General features: G+C 47.6%; 13 protein-coding genes. 5 read left to right on the plus strand and 8 right to left on the minus strand.

What is annotated here, in order from left to right; translation table 11 throughout:
- Positions 1–332 precede the first annotated feature (332 nt).
- Positions 333–1,415 (plus strand): glycosyltransferase family 4 protein, encoded by a 1,083-nt coding sequence (locus H6F56_RS23660; protein ID WP_190673819.1) that lies wholly within the window; start codon positions 333–335, stop codon positions 1,413–1,415.
- 280 nt (positions 1,416–1,695) lie between these two features.
- On the opposite strand, the gene H6F56_RS23665 is transcribed toward H6F56_RS23660, so the two are convergent.
- A complete protein-coding gene (locus H6F56_RS23665; RefSeq protein WP_190673823.1) occupies positions 1,696–5,529 on the minus strand; it encodes a HEAT repeat domain-containing protein in 3,834 nt (1,277 codons plus the stop codon).
- A gap of 19 nt (positions 5,530–5,548) precedes the next feature.
- Here H6F56_RS23665 and H6F56_RS23670 point away from each other — a divergent pair, with 19 nt between their 5' ends.
- Together H6F56_RS23670 and ftsH3 are read left to right on the plus strand one after the other, a co-directional pair.
- Positions 5,549–5,812, plus strand: a complete 264-nt coding sequence (locus H6F56_RS23670; protein WP_190673825.1) for a hypothetical protein — start codon at positions 5,549–5,551, stop codon at positions 5,810–5,812.
- A gap of 331 nt (positions 5,813–6,143) precedes the next feature.
- Complete coding sequence (ftsH3, locus tag H6F56_RS23675) at positions 6,144–7,982, plus strand: ATP-dependent zinc metalloprotease FtsH3 (protein ID WP_190673838.1); 1,839 nt, start codon at positions 6,144–6,146, stop codon at positions 7,980–7,982.
- A 99-nt stretch (positions 7,983–8,081) separates the two neighbouring features.
- Here ftsH3 and H6F56_RS23680 read toward each other — a convergent pair whose 3' ends face one another.
- Both H6F56_RS23680 and H6F56_RS23685 read right to left on the minus strand, forming a co-directional pair.
- Positions 8,082–9,491, minus strand: coding sequence for a PQQ-dependent sugar dehydrogenase (locus H6F56_RS23680; RefSeq protein WP_190673840.1), 1,410 nt, complete (start codon positions 9,489–9,491; stop codon positions 8,082–8,084).
- 139 nt (positions 9,492–9,630) lie between these two features.
- A complete protein-coding gene (locus H6F56_RS23685) occupies positions 9,631–10,221 on the minus strand; it encodes a hypothetical protein (RefSeq protein WP_190673842.1) in 591 nt (196 codons plus the stop codon).
- Positions 10,222–10,336: 115 nt separating this feature from the next.
- On the opposite strand from H6F56_RS23685, the gene H6F56_RS23690 reads away from it, so the two are divergent.
- The gene (locus H6F56_RS23690) at positions 10,337–11,038 is read left to right on the plus strand and encodes a dienelactone hydrolase family protein (protein WP_190673844.1); all 702 of its coding nucleotides are present in this window, start codon (positions 10,337–10,339) and stop codon (positions 11,036–11,038) included.
- A 20-nt stretch (positions 11,039–11,058) separates the two neighbouring features.
- Here H6F56_RS23690 and H6F56_RS23695 read toward each other — a convergent pair whose 3' ends face one another.
- Positions 11,059–11,889 carry a DUF1838 family protein gene (locus tag H6F56_RS23695; protein WP_190673845.1) on the minus strand — a complete coding sequence of 277 codons (831 nt, stop codon included), beginning with the start codon at positions 11,887–11,889 and terminating at the stop codon, positions 11,059–11,061.
- A 163-nt stretch (positions 11,890–12,052) separates the two neighbouring features.
- Positions 12,053–12,613, minus strand: a complete 561-nt coding sequence (locus H6F56_RS23700) for a hypothetical protein (protein WP_190673847.1) — start codon at positions 12,611–12,613, stop codon at positions 12,053–12,055.
- 935 nt (positions 12,614–13,548) lie between these two features.
- Between H6F56_RS23700 and H6F56_RS23705 the strand changes: the two genes are divergently transcribed.
- Positions 13,549–14,157: a L,D-transpeptidase gene (locus tag H6F56_RS23705; RefSeq protein ID WP_242032147.1), complete on the plus strand. Its 609-nt coding sequence runs from the start codon at positions 13,549–13,551 to the stop codon at positions 14,155–14,157.
- A gap of 195 nt (positions 14,158–14,352) precedes the next feature.
- Here H6F56_RS23705 and H6F56_RS23710 read toward each other — a convergent pair whose 3' ends face one another.
- The 3 genes from H6F56_RS23710 to H6F56_RS23720 all read right to left on the minus strand — a co-directional run bounded on the left by H6F56_RS23710 (position 14,353) and on the right by H6F56_RS23720 (position 20,183).
- A complete protein-coding gene (locus H6F56_RS23710; protein ID WP_190673849.1) occupies positions 14,353–16,230 on the minus strand; it encodes a tetratricopeptide repeat protein in 1,878 nt (625 codons plus the stop codon).
- 94 nt (positions 16,231–16,324) lie between these two features.
- Positions 16,325–17,194, minus strand: a complete 870-nt coding sequence (locus H6F56_RS23715) for a DUF4351 domain-containing protein (protein ID WP_309236623.1) — start codon at positions 17,192–17,194, stop codon at positions 16,325–16,327.
- A gap of 211 nt (positions 17,195–17,405) precedes the next feature.
- Positions 17,406–20,183: a HEAT repeat domain-containing protein gene (locus H6F56_RS23720; protein WP_190673851.1), complete on the minus strand. Its 2,778-nt coding sequence runs from the start codon at positions 20,181–20,183 to the stop codon at positions 17,406–17,408.
- Between the last annotated feature and the right edge of the window lie 96 nt (positions 20,184–20,279).

Here is a 20,279-nt window from a genome sequence, read left to right on the forward strand (position 1 = left end):
GCCGGTCATTGTCAAGGCTTGGCTGTATATCGAAAGTGGTATTAAATTACCCAATCAGGTATCTTAAAATATTGATTTATCCCGTTCAGCTTTTGAACGTTAATCTAACTAAAGGATTAAATAATATCAATATGGCTTTTTGTACGTTTTTCCCTACTTTAATGTCTATATAAGAAGTTCGACTTGTCAATTCAGAAACTTTTTCCTAAATTTTATCTGAAGTAATACTTCTTTAGTAGGATGTGTAGCTCGAAAAGAGGGCGTATGATATGAAGCAGCCTCTTCATTAAAAAAAGAGTTTAATCCTGCTTACTATTTAGGAGGTTTGATATATGCGGATTGCCCAGGTTGCCCCATTGTGGGAAAGAGTTCCACCACCAGCTTATGGCGGCATTGAACTGGTTGTTGGTCTGCTTTGTGATGAATTAGTCCGGCGTGGTCATGAAGTAACGCTATTTGCATCAGGAGATTCTATCAGTTTAGCAAAGTTAGAATCCGTACATCCGCGAGCCATGCGCTTAGATCCTTCTATCAAAGAGTATGGCATTTATGAAATGCTGCAAATGAGTCGGGTGTATGAAAAGGCTGACGAATTTGATATCATTCACTCCCACATGGGTTGTGCGGCATTACCTTACGCCAATTTAGTTAAAACGCCAACAGTTCACACCCTGCATGGGATTTTTACGCCTGATAACGAAAAAATGTTTTCTCACGCGCGCCGGCAGCCTTATGTGAGTATTTCTAATTCACAGCGTGAACCCAGATTAGACCTGAATTGTGTGGCAACGGTTTACAATGGCATCGACACATCGACTTATGAGTTTTACGAGAAGCCACAAGATCCGCCATACTTAGCATTTTTAGGTCGAATCTCTCCCGAAAAAGGAACGCATTTAGCGATAGAAATTGCCAAACGTTCTGGGTGGAATTTAAAAATGGCCGGCAAGGTTGATGCTGTTGATGTGGAATATTACGAGCAGGAAATCAAACCTCACATTGATGGCAAACAAATTGAATATTTAGGTGAAGCCAACCACGAGCGAAAGAACGCCCTAGTGGGAGGAGCAGTCGCAACATTATTCCCCATTACCTGGCGCGAACCTTTTGGGCTAGTGATGGTTGAATCAATGGTTTCTGGGACGCCGGTGATTGCGATATCTATGGGATCTACGGAGGAAGTTATCGTAGACGGGAAAACCGGCTTTTTATGTCATAGCGTTGACGAATGTGTCGCGGCAATTGATAAAGTAGCGGATTTAAATCGCTACGATTGTCGAGAACACGTTATGAAAGACTTCAGTGTGCAGCGGATGACTGAAGGTTACGAAGCGGTTTATCAGCAAATTATTGGAGAGCGCTTTTCAAAAAACGGTCATTACCGGCAGTTGCCTACCTTGCGGAGCGTTCGTTAAATCTTTTAAGTTCAAAGCTTTCAGCGAATAGCTTTTAAGAAATTATTGCAGGGCGGAGGAAATTATTTCCTTCCGTCCTTTATAAGTTTTGTCGGGTAAGTTAGCAAAGTGTAACATATCCGGTTAATTCACGGTTACAATTCATTTTTAAACGACAAAGACACGCTTTCAAGGAATCTCTAATATCTTGCCGGCAAGCTTACCGTTTATCAAACTTGGCTTCGTAGGGTGCATGAGTCCCACACCCTACAAAGCCGGCACTCTTCCCCAGATGCCGACGCTAACTTTCTAACAGAATTGCCCGTATCCAGACAAGAATTTTACTGGTGAGATCGGGTTCAGTGGCATCAAACCACCGCAAGGTTTTCCCCTGCAAACAAGCCGGCTGCGGGGTATCTGTCACGACACAAATCGCCCCATCAAATTTACTCAAAGCTTTGAGGAATATTTCACTAAATTCTTGGGGTTCCGGGGCAGAGGAATCTTCGTAGAAAATCCAGACAGGAAGTTGATCACTTTTGCGCCGGATTGCGTTCCAATAAAGTTTGAGCGCTTGCATCGTTTCCGGTTCCCCATTTGGACGTTCTGGGCAATCGAGATCGAGCATAAAATCGTAGATTTCTGGGGCGGGGTTATCGGGATCGATGAATTTGCTGCCGTCAATGCAAATCAGCTTAATTTTTCCGCATAAATCGGGGTTGCTGTTAGTGGCAGTGATGAGGATTTGGGGTAAGGTTTCTAAGTTTAACCGTTGTGTGTCGAGGGTGTTTTCCGCAGCTGAGATATCTTGCATTTCCGGATGGGTGGAGGGCAGCCGGTGCCAAGCGCGATAGAAGTCTGGGTAGGGTAGAGTTTGAGCGCAGTTCCAGATGACTTCGTAGCAGGAATAAAATCGATTAAAGTCATTTTCGTAAGTTTCATGGGATAAGCAATCTTTCAAGGCAGAGACAACTGCTGCCATTTGCTTCTCTGTTGCAACAATCCTTTGCAACTTAAATCCCGCCCACCAGCGGGTAGATTCATGCCCACAGTTGCCGATTAACCCGACTAAAGCATTGATGGCCGTTTCGTTGCCGACGCCGATATTCCCCAACCTTTCTGCCGCCCACCAGTGGGTATCTTTATCCTCAGTGTTGCCGATTAATTCGGCTATAGCACGGATGGTAGTTTCGTTGTCGGTGCTGATTTTCTCCAAGCTTTCTGCCGCCATCCTGCGGTTAGATTCATCCCCACATCTGCTGATTAACTCGGCTATAGCACAGATGGCCGTTTCGTTGCCGGTGCCGATTTTCCCCAAGCTTTCTGCTGCTTTCCTGCGGGTAGACTCAGACTGAGAGTTGCCAATTAACTTAACTAAAGCACGGATGGCCGTTTCGCTGCCGGTGCCGATATCCCCCAAGCTTTCTGCCGCTTCCCTGCGGGTAGATTCAAGCTCAGTGTTGCCGATTAACTCGACTAAAGCATTGATGGCCGTTTCGTTGCCGGGATCGATTTTTCCCAAGCTTTCTGCTGCTTTCCTGCGGGTATCTTTATCCTTACTGTTGCCGGTTAACTTGACTAAAGTACGGATGGCCGTTTCGTTGCCGGGGTCGATTTTTCCCAAGCTTTCTGCCGCCCGACTGCGGGTATCTTTATCCTTACTATTGCCGATTAACTCGACTAAAGCATTGATGGCCGTTTCGCTGCCGGTGCCGATATCCCCCAAGCTTTCTGCTGCTTCCCTGCAGATAAATTCATACTTACAGTTGCCGATTAACTCGACTAAAGCATTGATGGCCGTTTCGTTGCCGGTGCCGATTTTTCCCAAGCTTTCTGCTGCTTTCTTGCGGGTATGTTCATCCTCAGTGTTACCGATTAACTCAACTAAAGCATTGATGGCAGTTTCGTTGCCGGTGCCGATTTTCTCCAAGCTTTCTGCCGCCCTCCAGTGGGTAGATTCATCCCCACAGTTGCCGATTAACCCGACTAAAGCATTGATGGCAGTTTCGTTGCCGACGCCGATATTCCCCAAGCTTTCTGCTGCTTTCCTGCGGGTATCTTTATCCTCAGTGTTGCCGATTAATTCGGCTATAGCACGGATGGCAGTTTCGTTGCCGGTGCCGATTTTCTCCAAGCTTTCTGCCACCATCCTGCGGGTAGATTCATCCCCACAGCTGCCGATTAACTCGGCTAAAGCACGAATGGTAGTTTCGTTGCCGGTGCCGCTTTTCTCCAAGCTATATACCGCTTCCCTGCGGGTAGATTCATCCCCACAGTTGCCGATTAACTCGACTAAAGCACGGATAGCAGTTTCGTTGCCGGTGCCGATTTTCCCTAAGCTATATACCGCCCTCCTGCGGGTAGATTCATTCCTAGAGTTGCCGATTAACTCGACTAAAGCACGGATGGCAGTTTCGTTGCCGGTGCCGATATTCCCCAAGCTTTCTGCCGCCATCCTACGAGTATCTTCATCCTCAGTGTTGCCGATTAATTCGACTAAAGTATTGATGGCTTTGGAACGCTGTGTCTGGGGCAGCGAGGGAAGTGCTGCCTCTGCAATGGGATGATCGAGAAATGTTTGCCACTGTTGTTTTTCAATGTTGAAGTAACCAACACCCCATTTAACGATTTGCCTGACAATTTCCTCGCTTTTGGAACACTGGCAAAATTCCGTAACACCGGCTGCTGCTATCAAATAGGCTCTAAGTTCATAGAATCCTTTATTGGCATCAATAGTGTGCCACTCGCCGCACCCATCCTTAAACTTGACTAAAGAAGTAATTGACTCCTCTTTTTGCTCCTCCGGCACATCCACACGCCCCAACCATAGCAAAAATACCTCTTTCCATTGGGGTTCAAAGATCCGGTAATTGTCTCGCTCGATGCTGTGAGATAGCGGATTCAAGAAAAATTGCCAATCCTTAATTTCACAAGCAGCAAAATATTCCAGAAACGTGGGATGATAAAAAGCATAAGCAGATTTGAGCGGGTTTTGTGCGTCAGATACCACCCGATTCAACCAACCCAAGGTGAGAGCTTGCTCAAATAATTCTGGATGCAGTTTCTCTAGCGCTTTGTTGACTAAACTGTAGGGCAAAATTGATTTACATCCCTGATCAATTGCCTTTAGCGCCAACTGTCCAAGGGCAGCATTTAAGTTTTTTTGCTGCGCTGGGGTGGTAGGATAAATACTGTTCTTAGACTCATAAAATGCCTCAAAAAATATCTGATAAAGTTCTGCTTTCGTATCAGGTAATTTTCTTTTCCTAGATTGCCAGGTGAAGCACAGTAGCGACAGATGCAGGGGATTACGGGCTAAATCTTTAATTCGCTCTTTTCCCGGTTCGTCTAAGGCGGCGCGTAATTGACTCGCCTCGATTTTCTCTGCACCGGAGAGCATTGAAGAGGACTTGTTAAACCATTTTTCAATAAATTGTTTAACTTGATCCCGATGGCTGTCCTCTGCATAACTGAAACCCAGCACTTTGTAACTGTCAAAATCTGACAGCACATTCCCCGCTGCTCCCCAAATATTAAGCCGGCAACTAATCACTACTGGCACATTTTTAAATAGCGGGGTTCTCAGCCATTGCGCCAGGGTTCCTAGCGGATCTGCAATCCCCATTTCATCTGCACCATTCAGCAGCAAGCACACTTTTCCATCTTTCAGCAATTGTGTGAATTCTTCCACCCATGCCGGGGGTACGCTATCCAATTTTTCCGCCGCCTTGCGTAACCAATCTTCTCTTAAATACTGGTGCAAGGGTTTTTTCACCTGCGCCAAGGAAATCCAAATGGGTAGCGGTTTAACAAACTCGGTTGCTGTATCGTTTGGTGAATCATCCAGCAACCAATCAGCAATTTTTAATAACTGCGTGGTCTTTCCTGAACCGGGTTCGCCAATAATTTTCAGGCGTTTGCCCTTACTGTTGCGACTTTGCCCCTTGGCGAGGATTTTGTTAAAAAAATCACCTTCAATGTTACCTAATTCATCTTCAATCGGGATATCAATACCAGAGATCAACAAATTGCTGGCAAGTTGCCGCTGCAATTGCAGCATTTTGCAGCAGATTTCACGCCAGTTAATCGCGTCTGGTTTAGTGGGGACACCGTGAGGTTTACGCGGTTGATTCATAAGTAACAGATGGGTGCAGTTGCCGATATCAATAGCATACTCAGCCTTACCCAACCTGTGGAGTGAAAGAGAGGGAAACTTAATTATCTTCCGCAAACAACTCTTCCAACACCTCTGCCGATTAAGTGGAAAACGGAGACGACGTTTTGCTAACCTACGCTACAACGCGAAAGAACTATCTGTGTTCATCTGTGTTTATCAGTGGTTAAAAATTCATCCCCATAGCCGGCAGAGTGAAACGCTCAACGTTACAGAATATGAATCACAACCGGCGATCTCATAAACGCACACGCTACGCTAAGAAAGTAACCACTCACCTTGCCACTGTTCCCAAATGAGAGTAGTCATCGCGCTGGACATTGTGCCGGCAGAACAACTCAGCAGATCCAGACAGGGAAATCAACAGAGGTGAACTCTACCACCGCCTAGAGAACCCAGCATACACTTTCCAAGCTTAACGTCTCAAATCCTTACCAGACGCAGCTTTTCCCTCTGGATCTGTCGGCACCAACACCCCGCTACCGCATTTAGCTGAAAATCGGTTAATATTAGTTTACATAAACAATACTAACTGTCCGCGTCAAAAAATAAAAGTTTTAGGAGGCTCGATCCCGGTGAATAAACGGTGGAGAAATGCGGGACTGTACGCATTGCTAGCAATTGTTGTCATTGCACTATTTACTGCATTTTTTGACAAACAACCCCCCAGCCGGCAAACGCTGCGATACAGCCAGTTTATTGAGGAAGTAGAAGGGAAAAAAGTAGATAAAGTCAGTATTAGTGCCGACCGGACTAAAGCATTAGTTCAAGCTCAAGACGGCAAATTCTTAGTCAATCTACCCCCCAACGACCCTGATCTGATTAATATATTGACCGATAACAAGGTCAATATCGAAGTGTTGCCGCAAACTGATGACGGCTTCTGGCTGAAAGCACTGAGCAGTCTGTTTTTCCCCATCCTGCTTTTAGTTGGCTTATTCTTCTTGCTGCGCCGCGCTCAAAGTGGCCCAGGTTCTCAGGCAATGAACTTTGGCAAATCGAAAGCCAGAGTGCAAATGGAACCGCAAACCCAAGTCACCTTTGGCGATGTTGCCGGCATTGAGCAAGCCAAACTAGAACTGAGTGAAGTTGTCGATTTCCTCAAGAATGCTGATCGCTTCACCGCCGTGGGTGCCAAAATTCCCAAAGGCGTGCTGCTCGTTGGCCCTCCCGGAACCGGCAAAACCCTCCTCGCTAAAGCCGTTGCAGGGGAAGCCGGCGTGCCCTTCTTCTCCATCTCCGGTTCAGAATTCGTAGAAATGTTCGTCGGCGTGGGCGCTTCCCGCGTCCGCGACTTGTTTGAACAAGCCAAATCAAATGCCCCCTGCATCGTCTTCATCGATGAAATTGACGCCGTTGGTCGTCAGCGGGGTGCCGGTTTAGGTGGCGGTAACGACGAACGCGAGCAAACCCTGAACCAGTTGCTCACCGAAATGGACGGCTTTGAAGGCAACACCGGCATCATTATTATTGCCGCAACCAACCGTCCCGACGTGCTCGATTCCGCCTTGCTACGTCCAGGCCGGTTTGACCGGCAAGTTGTGGTAGATCGCCCCGACTATGCGGGTCGGTTGGAAATTCTCAACGTCCATGCCCGTGGCAAAACCCTGGCAAAAGACGTGGATCTCGAAAAGATCGCCCGTCGTACCCCCGGCTTCACCGGCGCAGACTTATCGAACCTGCTCAACGAAGCCGCCATTCTCGCCGCCCGTCGCAACTTGACTGAAATCTCAATGGATGAAGTCAATGATGCCATCGACCGCGTCCTCGCCGGCCCAGAAAAGAAAGACCGGGTGATGAGCGAAAAGCGCAAAACCTTAGTCGCCTATCACGAAGCCGGTCACGCCCTCGTTGGTGCTTTAATGCCCGACTATGACCCCGTGCAGAAGATTAGCATTATCCCTCGCGGTCGCGCCGGCGGTTTGACCTGGTTCACCCCCAGCGAAGAACGGATGGACTCTGGTTTGTATAGCCGGTCTTACCTGCAAAATCAAATGGCCGTCGCTTTAGGTGGTCGCATCGCCGAAGAAATCGTCTTCGGTGAGGAAGAAGTCACCACCGGCGCGTCTAACGACTTGCAGCAAGTCGCACGCGTTGCACGGCAAATGGTTATGCGCTTCGGCATGAGCGATCGTCTCGGCCCTGTTGCCCTCGGTCGCCAACAAGGTAATATGTTCTTGGGGCGCGATATTATGGCAGAACGCGATTTCTCAGAAGAAACCGCCGCTGCCATTGATGATGAAGTTCGCGGCCTCGTCGAACAAGCCTACAAGCGTTCTAAGGAAGTATTGGTCAACAACCGGCAAGTTTTGGACAAATTGGCAGATATGCTGATTGAAAAAGAAACCGTTGATGCTGATGAACTACAAGACTTGCTAGCCACCAACGATGTAAAAATGGCTGCGGTTGCTTAATCGCTTGTCTGTATAAAGTTTCCTTTTGACACCTCACACCAGCCCCCTCTCCTCACGGAAAAGGGGGTTTTTTCTATCTATTTTCTAGAAAAGCTGGGGCTAGGAAGGAGTTTGCGCTGGACTTTGGGCTGCCGCCGGCTGGTATTGCACGCGATAAATGCGATTATTGGCTTCCTCGGTAAACAGCAAACTGCCATCCGGCATCACCAATAAACCCACAGGTCGCCCCCAGGTCGTTGGGCCAGATGGGTTAATCAAAAAGCCGGTGACAAAGTCTTCATAGCCGCCTTGGGGACGACCGCTGCTACTGAAGGGCACAAACACGATTTTATAGCCGGTGCCCTGGTTGCGGTTCCAGCTGCCCCGAAAGGCAACAAACGCCCCATTGCGGTATTTTTCCGGGAAAGTCTGGCCATCATAAAACTGTAACCCCAAAGCCGCTGAGTGCGCTTGGAACAGCACATCAGGGGTTTTGGTGCGCTTCACCAATTCAGCCTCCAAACTTTGACCCTGTTTCACCAGACGAGGATCAAGGTTGGCCGGCGAGAAGTAAGCATAAGGCCAGCCGTAAAATTCTCCTTGACGAATACGCGTCAGGTAATCTGGCACCAAGTCATCCCCTAAACCATCCCGTTCGTTGACGGCGGTGTAAAGTTCGTCGGTGACGGGATGAAAGTCGAGTCCCACAGGATTGCGTAAACCGTAGGCAAAGGTTTTTTGCTCGGAACCGTCCTTGTTCATAACCTGCACAGAAGCGCGGGGAGGCGGTTCTTCGTCTGCATTCGATTCTGAACCGATGGAGACGTAAAGGTTCTGGCCATCGGGCGAGACAGCCACGTTGCGCGTCCAATGCTGGTTATAGCCTTCGCCAGGGAGATCCGCAATTTTTTCGCCGGCACCTGTGAGTTTATCGCTGCCGGCAGTGTAGGGAAACCGCCGGACTTCGTCCGTATTGCCGAGGAAAAAGTAGCCGCCGGCAAATGCCATCCCTAAAGGTAAATGCAATCCGTTTTCCGCAGTGGCAAACACTTTAGTTGTATCGGCAACACCATCACCATCGCTGTCGCGCAGCAGGCGAATGCGATTTTGGGGCGTTTCTGTCACCAACACGTCACCACTGGGGGTGAGTGCCAACCAGCGCGGTTTTTCTAACCCTTCGGCAAAGACATTAACGGTAAAGCCGGCAGGAACATTAAGCACAGGGTTGGCCGGCACTGGCACAACCTCAGGAGAGCGGGAGGCGCTGTTACTGTGGTAGGGTTTGGGCAAACTTTCCACAGTGATGCGAATCGGTTTCGGCGACAGTGATCGGGTGCGGACCTTTCGTTGAAGTGGGGCAGAAGCCGCTACAGGTGCCAGGGTTGGCTGGGTTTGTGCTTCCCCAACTAGGGAGGGGTTTACTGCTGGGCGATCATCACCCTTGGCGGGTTCTGCAGGCTTGCCAGATTGGACATTCCCACCACAAGCACTCAGCAGCACAAGCAGCATTAAGCAACACAATCGGTACATTAAAGCGACCTCAGAAAATTAGCCGGTAAGTTCGTGCACTTCATGAGAGGAGGGAGATTGGGAGAGGAAAAGAGTTCACCAGTGAGAGGATTTGGAGTTGAGTGACTCCTGCACGCCCGATCTTCGCGCTTCACTGCCCTTACATTTTTAGGACTCCCCAAATCGCCCGACCATAAAAGTTAAGGTATCCAATCAAGTACACTAAATCAATCACAATTACAATTCCCTTGCCGGCCCACGAGTTGATTAAACCCAAAACTGGGAACGTGGCGGCCAATACCGCTAACAGTTCAATAAGCGCCCCGATCGCGCCGTTGTGTCTAGGGTCCCAGTAGGATACGGGGCTGATAAATCGGTAATTGCTGAAAGGGAAGAAGTGCCGGTGGGCGTCGTCGTTGTGCAACGGGAAGTCGCACAGGGAATGTAAAATCGCACTCAGACAAATTTGTTTAACTGCCGGCCAACCGCAGTAGTGAGCAACCGCTACACCCATTACGGCGAGGGGGATGGAATGGAAGGTGGCCGTGATGTTTTGCCAAAAAGGTTGATAATAAGCTTCCGACCAAATCTGCTTTTCTGGAAGGCGAAGGAAGAATTTCGCCCAAAAATAGAAGATAAATATCGGTAAATCAGGTAAAATCGCACCGATAACGATGGGAATAGTCGCGGGTGAGGGCTGGTGTTTGCCAAGAATGGCCAGATTGAGGATAGCGTGGCTGGGTGTGTTCACTGGTTGATGTCCAGTTGCCGCGTTTTGTGGATGTCCCTTTTTTATCACAGGCTGGCCATCGGTGCCTCATCTCACGCAACATTGCTTCTCAATAACTAACGAATAACCAAGATTTATGAGCGCTCAAGAGATTGCGATCGCAAGCTTAGATGGCGGCAGTTTCAGTGGCTATCTGGCGACTCCGACTGCGGGTGTCGGTGCCGGCATGATTATCATTCAGGAAATTTTCGGCGTTAATCAGGTGATGCGGCGCTTAGCCGACGCTTACGCGGCTGCCGGCTACGTTGCTCTTGTGCCCGATTTGTTCTGGCGGCAGCAGCCTCAAGTGCAATTAGATGACCACAGCGAAGAAGACTGGAATAAGGCGTTACAGCTTTTTCAAGGGTTTGATGAAGATAAGGGGGTTGAGGATTTGATTGCCACGCTCAATACTCTTAGACAACTGCCTGAATGCACCGGCAAGGTGGGGAGCGTTGGCCTCTGTCTGGGTGGTAAGCTGGCTTATTTAATGGCGACTCGTTCGGACGCTGAGTGCAATGTGGGTTATTACGGCGTTGGCATTGAAAACAATCTTGAGGAGATTGGCAATATTCAAAAGCCGCTGATGCTGCATATTGCGGAGAGCGATCAGTTTGTCCCCCCTGAAGCCCAAGCCACAATTAGGGTACAGTTGAGCGGCCACCCCCAGGTGACGGTTTATTCTTATACCGGCGTCTCTCACGCGTTTGCTCGTGAGGGGGGTCAATCCTATGATCAAGCGGCTGCCGAGCTTGCCAACAGCCGCACAATGGCGTTTTTACAGCGCCATCTCAGTTAAGGTCATTCAAGTTAGGCAATTCAATGCTCTTCTGTGAGGGGTGCCGGCAGGGGAAATTCTTCCCCTCTCAAATAACCATCAAACTGTTCTTCAAATCGGCTCCAACTCGTGGCGATAGACCGCTGCAAGCGATGGGTTGGAGCCTCGTAAAACAACGGCATTCTCTGTTCTATTTGGGCTTTAATTTCTGGGTGCAGTTCTTCAAATACGTCGGTTTTAGTTCCGGTATAATTCAAAACTAAAAAGCCTGGTTTTCCCTTCATTTTCATCCAGGGTTCCCAGGGACCCATGCGGTAGTAGGAAAGTGCGACAGAGCGATTATCAGCGGGCGTGAGTGTTTCATCACTCAGCATTTTTGTGGGAAAGATGAATTTGTAGGAATCTGAGGATTGAATAGATTCTTCAGGAGAATGCTCGACAAACTTTGGATTTTTTGCGAGTGGGTTCGGTAATTTCAGGTTAATATCTAATGAAACTGAAGAAAGTTCCGACGCGATGTGAGCCTTGATCTGTTGAGGAATTTCAAATTCTTGGTAGTCGTAAGAACGATGCATCACGTTGAGCGTTTCACCACTCCAAGGATTTTGCCAAGTCTTTAAAACTTCGCCGGTTTGCGGGTCAAGATAAAGCGTAATTTTACGGCTCAGCAATACCCAGCAGTTAATGATTTCATCTTTGATGCAGCGTGAGATATCTACGCCAAGAAAATCAAACAGGTGAGCCGGTTGATCCCCATCCATCGGTTGGGCATACATGGAACCCGTGGCAGAGAAATAATGAGTTCTACTATCAAGACTGCAGCGGATTTTGACGAATTGTTCATCCGTTAGGGAGGCTGTTGCTAAATTCATCTTGCATGGTTAAGTATTTTGTGTAGCCGGTGAAAACTGTGTGTGGAACCGGCAATAACTTAGGTATGAAGCTCAGTGAAACGCTTAAAAAGCAATACCGCCCTTTAGGACGGCATTACTTCATTAATCAGGCTTTAGTTAGCCGCAAAAGTGTACTGTGAAGTTACCACAGCGCTCTCACCGGCTGGGCAGGAGCTTCATAATAGGTATTATCGGGTTGGGTTTCAACCTCTGTCGTTTCAACCTCAACGGGTGCCGGTCGCACTGTAGGGGTGGTTGTCATCGTCGGTGCCGGTCGGGCGGTTGGGGTGGTTGTCATCGTCTCGCGGACGGTTGGGGTTGTTGTTGTCGTCGTTGTGGTCGTCGTCTCCAACGTTTCTTCATTCATCATTGGCGCTCTAGCGACATCAACGACACGCCCGTTTTCCATCCGCGCAATGATATCCATTCCCGGCACCAGTCCTAGCGCCCCTCTTTCCGGTCGTCGAATCGTAAGCGTTCTGACTCGACCGTCATCAGGCTCCTGAATCGTGACTACGTCACCGACAATACTTTTAATGGTGCCTCTAATCATTTCAGATGCCACCGGCGTATTGCGTTGGGCAATTGGCTGCTGCTGAGCGATTACATCAGATTGGCCGGCAACTGCCGGATACATTGCGATGGCGGAAAGCAACAGTGAAACCGTCGTCCCTGTCAGTAATTTCATTTTTTCAATTCGCATGAGAACCTCCTCACTTATGGAGAACATTATGTTAGTACACTAACCGAGCAAAGTTAGTTTGGTCTTGCAAGACGCTTATAGATTTAACCCATTGCCCAAATTTTAACGTTCGCAGCTTTCGGTTAAATCTACCTGCAGGTATAGCTAATTGCTGCTTACACCGCTATTTGAAATCTTGCTTTTTTAAAGCCAACGTGACTGTTAAAGCAAGCAAGTCAGTAAATGCACCCGCTCTGGTGTACTAATCTTACAGGGTTTTAATACAGAATCAGAGTGATAATGCATACCGGCTGTTAAAAACTTTGATTGATGCCTTTTGTCTAAAATTTACCTACCGAAAAATTTCAAACCTGGCCCGTTGTTCACCGTTGCGTAAAAGTCCGGTTAAACATGAGGCTTGTTACTGCCGGCTCAGCGAGTTTACTAATAGCTTACTGTTTACGGAGCATTTCTAACCAGACTCTTTTATACAGATAACCAATGTAGAAGCGATGACAGGTTAACGCTGCCGATAAGGTTTTTATTACTCTCATAATAAAATTTTATCATCTGCCCCGCATTTAAGAAGAACAGAGTGAATAAAAAGTTCCCTAAGACCTAAAAAAACTGGGGAATTCTAATCAAAGGTTATGAAATTAATAGGGATGACTGATAAATGTCCGGGTTCGTCAGTTATTAAAAGTATTATCCAGCAAGGCTTCCTGTAAAAACTTTCTTTTTTTTGGAAAATTCTCTATCCCATCTTAAACGCTAAGATAGATATGCCTTAAAATCTAACGAAGCAAGGTCTGCTTCTGTGAATTCTAGACAGTCATTTTGCATAAATCGTTTGCTAGAGATAAGAGATGACAGCAATGGTGAGAGGAGAGTCCCTAAATCGTTCTTGCAGCATGGGCAAAACGCACAGGTTAATAATGCTATGTTTGAGTGCGACAATGTTACTGCTGTGGGGGCATCGGCAAGCTGATGCTTTAGAGGTTGCACAGAAAGGAGGAGCTGCCGGTGAGCTAAAGCCTCAGGTTGAGCAACCTGTCTCGCCGCCGATTGACCAACCTTCTGATGTTTCTCCGAGCAATAAACCGGCTGATATTGCTCCGATGGATAAACCTGCCAATATTTCTCCGAGTAATAAACCTTCTTCTGCCAGCGACAGCCTCAGCACCCGCTTGGTAATTAAGTTGGGCGAGCGCCGCGTCTATCTGTATCGGGAGAACCAAATGCAAATTAGTTATCCAATTGCAGTTGGTAAGGATGGTTGGGAAACGCCGGTGGGCACTTATCAAGTGATGCAAATGATTAAAAATCCAACTTGGGAGCATCCTTGGACAGGAGAACTTGTCGAGCCTGGGCCAGATAATCCTTTAGGAACCAGATGGATTGGCTTCTGGACAGATGGAAAGGATGTGATTGGTTTTCATGGCACGCCTAATGAGGATTCAGTCGGACAGGCAGCTTCCCACGGCTGCGTTCGGATGTTTGATCGCGACGTTCAAGCTTTATTTGAAAAGGTGTCAGTTGGGACAACTGTTGTCGTAGAACCCTAGGAAAAATAATCGCATACGTCGTTTTTCTTTGCCTTATTAACGACAGGTTGATTGACAAAAAGATGACGGGTGCGTGCCGGTTGAAGTGTAATTGAGCGGTTTGGTGGGCGGAGTGAAACGGAGGATACACCTCGCCCACGAAATTGCGAAATCTGCGGGTTTGAAACAAAAAATCAACGTTTGCAACCAGTCTAATTACTCTAAAGATTGCTGATATCTTTCTAACAGTTCGGGGATGTAGTCATAGCCATCTACCCCAATAACTGCGATGATGGTAGGGCGCTTCTGCTCTAAAATATTTTGAAATTCGAGGCTTAATTGACCTTTTAAGATTGTCAACAAGCCTGCCGGTTGCCGCCACTCATTTGCACCAATTTGCTCTAAAATATACATTCCCAAACTACCGTAACCCACAGCATTGCCAATGGCGGTCAAACTGTAGCAAACTTGCGCTAAATAAGCCAAATTCAGACCTTGAAGATATAAATCTCCTGACATTTGGGCAGTTTTCCAACCGTCTGTTAGATAGTTGAGGGCTTCTTCCGGTTGATCTAAAACAACGTGAGCGATGCCGAGGCTGCTGAAACAAAGAGCTTGACTTTGACGATCACCTAATTTTTCTGCTAATTGCAAACCTTGCTCTAAGTAGTTAATCGCAGCTTCATAAATTTCCGGTTCCAATTGTTCTTGTTGTTTGGCTTGGAAGACTTCGCTAAAACCGAAATTTGCGAGAGCGTTTGCTTCTCCTAAACGATCACCGGCTTGCCTAGAATAAATAAGGGCGCGTTGACTGTAACTAATTGCACCGGCATAGTTTTTTTGAGCAACGCAAGTCCGGCTGAGGTGATTGAGATTGGCAATTTCACAGGGACGATCACCGGCTTCACGGGCAATTTCCAAGGCTTGCTCATGAAAGACAATTGCCTGCTCATAACGACCTTGAGCGTGTTGCGAATAGCCTAAAAGTGTGAGGATTCGAGCTTTTTCTTGGGTTCCTTCAACTTGTCGCAGCGGTTCACTTAGATAATCGAGTGTATTTCGCAAGTAGCTACCTGAAAACGAGGCAAAAATTCCGCCATAGAGCGGAAAGTATTCTCGTTGAGAGAAAGCTCGGAGAATTTGTAATGTAATTTGAAAACATCCATTGGCTAAGCGTTCTCGATTACTGGAATTAAGGCTGGTTGCTCGCTCAAAGCCATTCGCTAACTGAACCCAAATTGCGGCAAAGGTTAAAAAGGTGGAAATGGAAAGCTTTGCGCCAACTTTTGAGTCATAAACCAGTTTATCAAACCACTGAACTAAACCTCGTTGCAAGCACTGCAAAATTACGGCTAATTCAATTAATGCTGCCGGTTCTAAACTTGCTTGCTTGCCAGTGGCTTCAACGATAGATTGATTGAGGGAAATTGCATTAAATAAGGCTTTGGGGAAGGGACTGCTGACTTGTTTTGCCCATAATCCCCAAGGGCCATTTTGTTCTGGAGTGCCGGCAAATCCGATTTGGCTACGTTTTTCGTAAATCCAGCTAACAAGATTGCCTTCGAGTCGCTGCCAAGATTCTAATCCTGCGGTGATGCCGGTGAGGATTTGCTGCACATCTTGCGCTAAGTCGGGGTTGGCAATCTGCGTGAGTTGTTGATGCAATAATTTGGCAAGTTGTTGCAGTTGATCTAAGGTAAGCGGCTGCTTTTGGTTAGGATCGAGAACGCGCAAGACAACGGTAAGGCGATCACGCTCATCTGCGTTGAGAATTTGTTGAATTGTGGATGCAATAGCACCAGAAACTCTATTTTCTTTTTGCCAGCGTTCCCACTCGGTTTGAATCGTTTTGATTGCTCTCAGCCGGCGGTTGGCTTTGGCTTGTTTTAACTCATCTTTTTCGGTTTTTACTACAGATTGAGCAGTGTTTAATTGTTCATCTAAACTGCGTTCAAAAATTTCGTCGGTGCCGGCTTCTATGCCTTCCACAAGCATTTGATAAACCTGTTCTTTTGAGCGAATTTGCCCTTTGAGGGTGATTTCAACAATTTGCTCGATAAAGGCTAGGTAGCGCTCGCTCAGTGAGTCTGACATGGTTGGGGTTACGGGTGATGGCGTTCCCTTTAATTTTACTTGCCGGCTTGGGTGTGCCGGTTTGTCACCCCCTCACCCCCTCAATCCAGGTAAATTACGCCGGCTCTGTTGCATTTTCAGAGGTGGGGGGAACAGAGGCGATAAACTCATTGAGGGAATTCACGGTTACAGCAACATCCACCAATTCCTCTAATTGCTCTAAATTTAATCCCTGTAGGATAGTTTGTACATTTGCCGGCACCTCACCAAAACGACGCTGAAGCTGACGTCGTAATATCCGCAATGCTTCTTGTTGCAAAATCTCTTGATACCAAGGCGATTGCTGTAATACAACCATATCCCACCTCATTATTTGCTGTACTAAAGGTGTTGACAACACGAATCTAGCAAAAAATGCTAGAAGCGGTTCCAACTCGCTTAATTGTTGATCATTTCGCAAAAGTTGGACTGCCTGCCGCACGGCTGACTCGTTATCCCCACCCCTAAGCATCGGCACAAATGGCAGCAGGGAGGGTAAGGGTTGTTGAAAGACTATTTCAGCGTCTACTTCCCAAAGGTTAATTGTGCGATAGTCTTGTCGCGCCTGTAACCCCATAAACTCAGATTGATAGCCGGTGGCAACCACGACTCCGGGTGTGGGTTGCAAGATGTTAATGAGTACCGGATAAACCGGCAAGTTGTATTTTTCCTCTGCCAGTGCTGCATACGCCCGCATCCGCTTTGGCATTCGGGGGGTGTAGCGCAATTGTAACTCGTTGAGGACAAGAAATTCGCCGTGTTCGGGGCTGGAGGCTTTGAGCAAAACATCGCTTTCGCGGCTCAGCCATTGGAATTCTGAGGAGAGGATCTCGCCGGCTACGATGTCGGGGCGCTGTGTTACCCACTGCACCCAGGCATCGGGGGCGAGACTGATTAAACGTTTGCTGCCAATATCTGCCGGTTTCGCCATTCTTTTATCAGGCATCTATTTTAAATTAGAATACCTTTTTCGTAAGATCTTCGGTTAATCGCTTAACCCGGCAAAGAGCCGGCTTCCAAAAAATCTTGATCCACTTTAGAGAACTTTCGTTATTAGCCCGAAAAGGAATTTTCGGATGGTTAACTGGCGCACAATCGGCTCGTCAAATATGCGAATTAGATCCTTGGAAAGATAGCCGGCATCACTTTGACTTTCATTACGGGGAAACCGGCATGGGCTGTACAGGTGCCGGTGGCGCACTGGGAATACAGCGATCACTAATTTCTTTGGGGAGAAAATCGCTATTTTTTGCCTCTGGAATTTTTGTTAAATAGCAATCGCGCACTGCCAGCAAAAAGCCTTTAATCGCATCGGGAAAACCTGGTTGTGATTCAGCTACCGTTAAGAAACCTTGCCATTTGCTATCGTTATTGCCATAAACATCAATTAAATGCAAACCGGCTAGATATTCAGCCACCGGATCGAGGGTAAACCGGATATCTTCTTTTGCTGCGCCTACGGTTTGAATCAGGCGGAGTGTTTCTTCCAGATATTTGAGGCGAATTTCTACGTCTTGCGGGTTTAAGGCAGAGAGCGCCGCTATCACATCTTTAAACTTAGCGGTTGCCGGTTTGTAAGTGGGTTTCAAGCATTTCCAAGCGATGGCTTTGGCATCGGCGTGAACCATGCGCTCATCGAGCCGGTTTGTTGCCACATCCCGGTTAATTTCATTGACGTATTCTAACATCAAATCAGGGATTGTTTCTGGCAAGTTATCATCTTTTTTGCCTTCTTTACTGGCTATCACTAAATCAGCATAGAGTCTAGCGAATAAAACGGTGGTACTTCTTTGCTGTCTTTCTGTCTCCTCTAAGAGTTTGGCAAAGTCACCGCAGAAATAGTGAAAACCCTGCCCATTCAAGAGGGATGATTTACCCAGTTTATCCAAGTATTTTTGCATGAAAGCTGAAAGCTCAGCTCCTTGAATTTTTTGGGGTTTAATCGTGGTTTTGCCGGCTTTACCGAGGCTGCTTTTCAGCCGCGAAGTAACGACTAAAGCATTGATGGGAAATTCTGATGAATCCGGGTCAATTTGCTTTTGCGTGGCTTCGGTCATTTCTGAAAAGTGGTCTACGATGACCAGAAGGCGGCGTTGTTCCAGCAATTTTGCCACCAGGGTTTCATCAATCGCTTGGGGATGGTGGGTGAGGGTTTTGAGCTTTCCCCGAATCGCTTCTAGAAACGGATGTTTGCCTTGGGGAAGTTGGGTGCTGAGTTCTTCTTCTATGAGAATGGGAAGCTGCCGGTGTTTGCAGAGGCGTTTGGTTTCATCTGACTCCATTGCCCACAGTGCCATCTGACAAGCGATACTGGTTTTGCCAATCCCGCCTTCGCCATAGATCAGCAGGCAGATACGCTTTTTGTTGAAGGTAGCTTGCAACTCTGTAGGGTCTAATGAAATTTTTTTATCGTCTAGTTCAACAGCAACGGGGACGTAGGTGGCGCGACGCTTAACGGTTTCTAGCTTGCTAAATTCTTCATGGAAAGTTTGGATATGTTTGGCAACCCAGCTATCAAGGACTCTGGGGCGGTAAACAAAAAGACTGAAAAACGTGAGGTGACGAATGCGGATGGGAAAGCCTCCCAAGGAGTCAGGAAGTTTAAATTCGTAGGGTTTGAGGGCGTCATTAATTCGCAACAGCCACCGGGGACGCAGCCAGAAGATTGTTAACCATAGGGAGGGGAAGAAGAGGAGGTAGAAAAGGATGCCGGCTTGCCAGGGATTTTGCTGAATCCAATAGGTTAAATTGGCATTTCTTTGGGCTTTGAGTGCGTTGAGGGACAGACGAAAAGTTCTAATCTTGTCTGTAAAGAAATAAGCTTTAGTCTCTTCGAGGATTTTTAAAGCTGCCTCTAAGTCTGAGATTGCTTGATCCAACTCTTTTGGTGATAGGGTGTTTGCTTTTTCCTGAAGGCTAAACGCGATACTCCCCAGAGCAGAAGCGGCATCGTGGCGAACGCCTGCATCTTTATCCTTGAGAGCGTTAACCAAGTCAGGGACAGCGGCTTTGGCTTCTGTGCCGATGCTCCCCAAGGCATAACCGGCATTGCGGCGCACGTCTGCATCTTTATCCTTGAGAGCGTTAACCAAGTCGGGGACAGCGGCTTTGGCTTCTGTGCCGATGCTCCCCAAGGCATAACCGGCACGGTCTCGCACATCTGCATCGTTGTCTTTAAGAGCGTTAACAAGGTCGGGGACAGCCGCTTTGGCTTCTGTGCCCATGCTCCCTAGGGCAGCAGCGGCACTGCCACGCACGTATGAATCGTTGTCTTTAAGAGCGTTAACCAAGTCGGGGACAGCCGCTTTGGCTTCTGTGCCAATGCGCTTTAGGACCTCAACGGCACTGCCACGCACTCGTGTATCCGAATCTTTTAGTGCTTTGACAAGAGCAGAGACGACGGTATCTGTGTTAACGATAACGACCGTATTTGCTTCAAAGGTATCTGTGTTAAGGCTAACGACCTTATCTACTTCCTTAATGGGAGATTCCAGACGGGACGTATATATGAAACCCCCACTAGGAAGAACTAGTGGGCTGTTATAGAGGTAACCCAGTACATTAGCCGCATTCCAGCGCACTCGCTCATTCTTGGACTCCAAGGCTTTGATCAAGGCAGGCGCAGCCGGCTTCCCAATTTCTCTCAGTGCCTCGGCTGCACCTTGGCGGACTAACAAATTATCGGACTCCAAGGCTTTGATGAGTTGGGGAACGGCGGGTGCGCCAAGTTTGGTTAACGCCTCAACCGTTTCGTCGCGGTTGAATTCATCAGCGGTTCTTAATTTTTCGATCAGGGGAGCAACCTGTGTGACACCGGCATCTTTCCCACGTTGATTTTGCGCCGATGCACTGCCGACTACCAGTGCCGGTGATGTCAGAGACAGGAAAAGAACGGTGAATGCAGCGAACAGAGATTGCCGGCGATGTTTAGTCATTTGAGTAGAAGTTGTTGTTGAGTTGAACAACCTCAGCAATTGGAATAATAATATCTACATTTTAATCAGGCACGTTTACGCAAACGGGCTGAGAGT

The sequence above is a fragment of the Microcoleus sp. FACHB-672 genome (assembly GCF_014695725.1).
Classification (GTDB): Bacteria; Cyanobacteriota; Cyanobacteriia; order Cyanobacteriales; family Oscillatoriaceae; genus FACHB-68.